Annotated in this window: 6 protein-coding genes; 2 read left to right on the top strand and 4 right to left on the bottom strand. The window is 59.4% G+C overall.

What is annotated here, in order from left to right:
• On the top strand, nucleotides 1-221 hold a 221-nt coding region (locus ACY693_RS16035), incomplete at its 5' end, for a P-II family nitrogen regulator (RefSeq protein WP_462322815.1).
• A 23-nt stretch (nucleotides 222-244) separates the two neighbouring features.
• Nucleotides 245-1513: an ammonium transporter gene (locus ACY693_RS16030; RefSeq protein WP_462322814.1), complete on the top strand. Its 1269-nt coding sequence runs from the start codon at nucleotides 245-247 to the stop codon at nucleotides 1511-1513.
• Nucleotides 1514-1582: 69 nt separating this feature from the next.
• Here ACY693_RS16030 and speE read toward each other — a convergent pair whose 3' ends face one another.
• From speE to ACY693_RS16010, 4 genes are all read right to left on the bottom strand, one after another.
• Nucleotides 1583-2449, bottom strand: a complete 867-nt coding sequence (gene speE, locus ACY693_RS16025) for a polyamine aminopropyltransferase (protein ID WP_462322813.1) — start codon at nucleotides 2447-2449, stop codon at nucleotides 1583-1585.
• Nucleotides 2450-2505: 56 nt separating this feature from the next.
• Nucleotides 2506-2841 carry an ArsR/SmtB family transcription factor gene (locus tag ACY693_RS16020; protein ID WP_462322812.1) on the bottom strand — a complete coding sequence of 112 codons (336 nt, stop codon included), beginning with the start codon at nucleotides 2839-2841 and terminating at the stop codon, nucleotides 2506-2508.
• Nucleotides 2831-3733 carry a response regulator gene (locus ACY693_RS16015; protein ID WP_462322811.1) on the bottom strand — a complete coding sequence of 301 codons (903 nt, stop codon included), beginning with the start codon at nucleotides 3731-3733 and terminating at the stop codon, nucleotides 2831-2833. The genes ACY693_RS16020 and ACY693_RS16015 overlap by 11 nt, the downstream gene beginning before the upstream one ends.
• On the bottom strand, nucleotides 3733-4161 hold a 429-nt coding region (locus tag ACY693_RS16010), incomplete at its 5' end, for a response regulator (RefSeq protein WP_462322810.1). The genes ACY693_RS16015 and ACY693_RS16010, both read right to left, overlap by 1 nt.

Here is a 4161-nt window from a genome sequence, read left to right as displayed (position 1 = left end):
AGGGCCACACCGATCTCTATCGCGGCGCCGAGTACGAAGTTGACTTCCTGCCGAAGATCAAGGTCGAGATCGCCGTCGACGACAGCCTCGTCGATCAAGTGATCGAGGCGATTAGCAATGCCGCCCGAACTGGCAAGATCGGCGACGGCAAGATCTTTGTTAGCGACGTCGATCAAGTCATTCGTATCCGCACCGGCGAGACCGGTCCGGACGCACTCTAACTCGGCATCGGAGGAAACCAACAGTGGAAGAACCGACTATACAACTTGCGTATGCGCTGGATACGTTCTACTTCCTGGTCTCAGGTGCCTTGGTCATGTGGATGGCCGCAGGCTTCTCGATGCTCGAGGCTGGACTGGTCCGCGCTAAGAACACCGCTGAGATCCTGACCAAGAACGTCGCGCTGTTCGCGATTGCCTGCATCATGTACATGGTGATCGGCTACGGCATCATGTATCCCAATGGCGGCAACGGCATTGTCCCGGATATCAACTGGACCTTCATGTTCGGTGGCGACAACAGTGTTGAAGATGTCCTGGCTAGTGGCGGCGACACCTACTACTCGGTCATGGCCGACTTCTTCTTCCAGGTGGTCTTCGTCGCCACCGCCATGTCGATCGTTTCCGGTGCTGTTGCCGAGCGAATGAAGCTCTGGGCCTTCCTGCTGTTCGCGATCATCCTGACCGGCTTCATCTATCCAGTGCAGGGCTACTGGAAATGGGGCGGCGGCTGGCTTGATGGCGTTGGTTTCAGCGACTTCGCCGGATCAGGTATCGTTCATCTCTGCGGCGCCTCCGCGGCCCTGGCCGGTGTGCTGCTGCTCGGCGCGCGCAAGGGCAAGTATGGAAAGGACGGCTCGATCAATGCCATCCCTGGCGCAAACCTTCCGCTCGCGACGCTTGGCACCTTTATCCTCTGGTTGGGCTGGTTCGGCTTCAACGGCGGCTCCCAGCTGGTGGTCTCGAATATTTCCGACGCAAACGCTGTTGCCGCGGTCTTTGTCAACACCAATATGGCCGCAGCAGGTGGCCTGGTCTTCGCACTGATCACTGCGCGCCTCATCTTCGGTAAGGCCGATCTGACCATGGCGCTCAACGGCGCGCTTGCGGGCCTGGTCGCGATTACCGCTGAGCCGCTGACGCCGACACCGCTTGCGGCCACCCTGATCGGTGGCGTTGGTGGCGTCATCGTCGTGTTCTCCATCATCGCCCTGGACAAGCTGCGGATCGATGATCCGGTCGGCGCCATCTCGGTACACGGTGTCGTGGGCATGTGGGGCCTGTTGGCCGTGCCGATTACCAATCCTGACGCTGGCATCGTGCCGCAGCTGATTGGACTGGTCACCATCTTCGCTTGGGTCTTCATCACCTCGATCATCGTTTGGCTGCTGATCAAGCTGATCATGGGTATCCGCGTCAGCGAAGAGGAAGAGTACGAAGGTGTCGATGTCGGCGAATGCGGACTCGAGGCCTACCCAGAATTCGTTGGCTCCCGCGGCGGCGCTGGGCTCTGACGGATTGCTCTTGTCGCGTATCTGCCTTGCAGCGGGGCCTTCGGGCCCCGTTTTTATTACCCCTATTGGTTATTCGGGCTGGGTGACATCCATCGCCTTCTTGAAGAAGGCCGGCTGCGCGAGGGCAGCTCGATGGATCTCAGCAGTGTAGTAGCGCGTCGGGAAAGACAGGTTGGATGCGGCGGTGGCGCGGAAGGCCGGGACCGCCCGATCGCGACTCACCAGCGTGGCGCTCCACCAGCCGGATGGATAGATCGCTTGCGGAAAGAAGAGCGTTGCATGGTCTCGGAAGCCGGCAGCCTTGGTGTCAGCATAGATACCGCGGATGATATCCATGTGGTAGAGCGGTGATTCGCTCTGCTGGACCAATAGCCCGCCGTCGGCTAGGGCGCGGTGACAATCACGATAGAAGGCCGTGGTAAACAGGCCTTCGGCCGGGCCGACCGGATCGGTGCTATCAATGATGATGACATCGAGCGACCGATCAGGTGCTTCTCGCATCCAGCGAATCCCATCGTCGAAGATGAGCCTGGCCCGAGGATCGGCGTTCGATTCTGTGAGCTCTGGGAAGAACTGCTCGGCGACACGGGTGACGCGCTCGTCAATATCGATCTGAACCGCCGATTCGATCTCAGGGTGACGCAGCACCTCGCGTAGGGTTCCGCAGTCGCCACCACCAATGATCGCGACCCGTCTCGGCTTCGGGTGGGTCAGCAGCACCGGGTGCGAGAGCATCTCATGGTAGAGGAAGTTCTCGCGCGTCGACAACATCGTGAACCCATCGATCACCATCAGGTTGCCGAAGGTGTCGGTCTCGTAGACCTCGATGGTCTGAAAAGGGGTTTCCTCGCGATGCAGTCGGCGCTTGATGCGGAGCGAAAAGGCGCTGCCAGCGGCATCGGCAACCTCGGTAAACCAGTCGTTCTCGTCTAACATCAGCGTCGGTCTCTCCCCGGGCACACCCTAACCTGCAAGCGTCAACTGTCCCGCCTTCAACGCGGATAGCGATCGTCGAGATTCGCCGGACATAGCACATCGCGCATGATACCAATCAGCTCCAGTAGTTGGTCGTTGCGGATGCGATAGAAGATACGGTTGGCCTCCTTGCGGGCGACGACGATGTTCTTGTTACGCAGCTGCTCTAGATGCTGGGAGATATTGCTTTGCGAGGTACCGGTGCGTTCGACGATCTCTCCAACCGAGAGCTCGTTTTGCCCGAGCGAGCAGAGGATCTTCCAACGCAACGGATGCGCCATCGCCTTCAAGGCCATGGCCGTGAGGGTTGTATCTTCGGGCTCGGCATGTTCGGCTGGCAGTTCATTGCTCATGGTCAGCCTCCGTCGTCCTAGCAAGATGGGTGGTAGGGCTCGCTTCCATGATCTTGTCGTTATCGATGCGGATATAGCCGCTCATGTCCTTCGCGATGCAGATGATATCTGTTATTGCGCCATGAGTATCTTTTATTGCAGTGCGCGAAAACAAGATGGGGACTCGCCGCCCATCGCTCGCGATGAAGCGAGCCTCGATCTTCGCCAGTGCACCGGTGCGAATCAATGCCTCAAGCCAGGTGCCCATGAAGGCGCCGGCCTCCTCGTCGCCTTCTTCCTCGAAGACGTCGCCGATGGCGAGCCCAAGCAGATCGGACTCGCTGTAGCCAAGCATGCGACAGGCGGCTGGGTTGGTGATCTTGATCTCGCCTTCGGGGGTCAGCACCAGCAGGGCCTCACCCATATGGGTAATGATGTTGGCGAGGTACTGGCGCGCCTCGGCCAGCTCGGCGGTACGCTCGGCGACCTTGATCTCGAGCTCACGGTTGAGAGAGCGTTCCTTCTCGATCAGCCGAAAATAGGTGCTGATCTTGTTGATCAGGAGGTTGTCATCGATCGGCTTGAGCAGATAGTCGACGGCGCCGATGGCAAATCCGCGCTGCTGGAACTCCTCGGCCTTGAAGGCTGCGGTCAGAAAGATGATCGGGATGTCGCGCGAGCGCCGCCGCCGCTTGAGCAAAGAGGCGGTCTGAAACCCGTCCATCTCCGGCATCTGGACGTCGAGGATGATGAGGTCGATGTCGTGATGACTGAGTGTGAGGTCGATCGCCTCGCGGCCAGAGGCAGCCTCCAAGACTGTCGCCTGCAGGTGCTTTTCGATCAGCTTTCGCAGCGTATAGAGATTGTGGGCGTGATCGTCGACGATCAGCAGCTTGTAATCGAATCCGCTCATCATTCCGTCTCCTCGATCCCCTCGACCGTGCTTGGGCGTAATGAGGCGTGTATCAGATTCGCTAGGGCAGCCGGCTCGATCGGCTTTTCCAGGAAACAGCACGCTCCTGCCTCAAGACAGCGCCCTTGCGCTGCGGTATCCAGATCACCGAGTACCACAATCGGCAAAGAGGCTAGATTGGCCGTCTGCCGTAAACGCTTGATCGTAGCACAGGCATCGCTTGCTTCAAGACAGCCCGCGAGCAGCAGCATCGAGCAATCGTGCTCCTCGCGCAGGGTTTCAAGCGCTTCCTCTTCGTCGGCGGCGGTCTGCACCTGCAGACCAAGCTCTTCAAGCTCCGCAGTGATCGCGACCAGGCTTTGCACATCGCGCTCAACGAGCAAGACCCATTGATCAGCGTAGTCTGCGTCCGCCGAGTCACCGAGCCC

It is taken from the genome of Halochromatium sp. (assembly GCF_054919635.1).
This window is presented reverse-complemented; position numbering and strand designations above follow the sequence as displayed.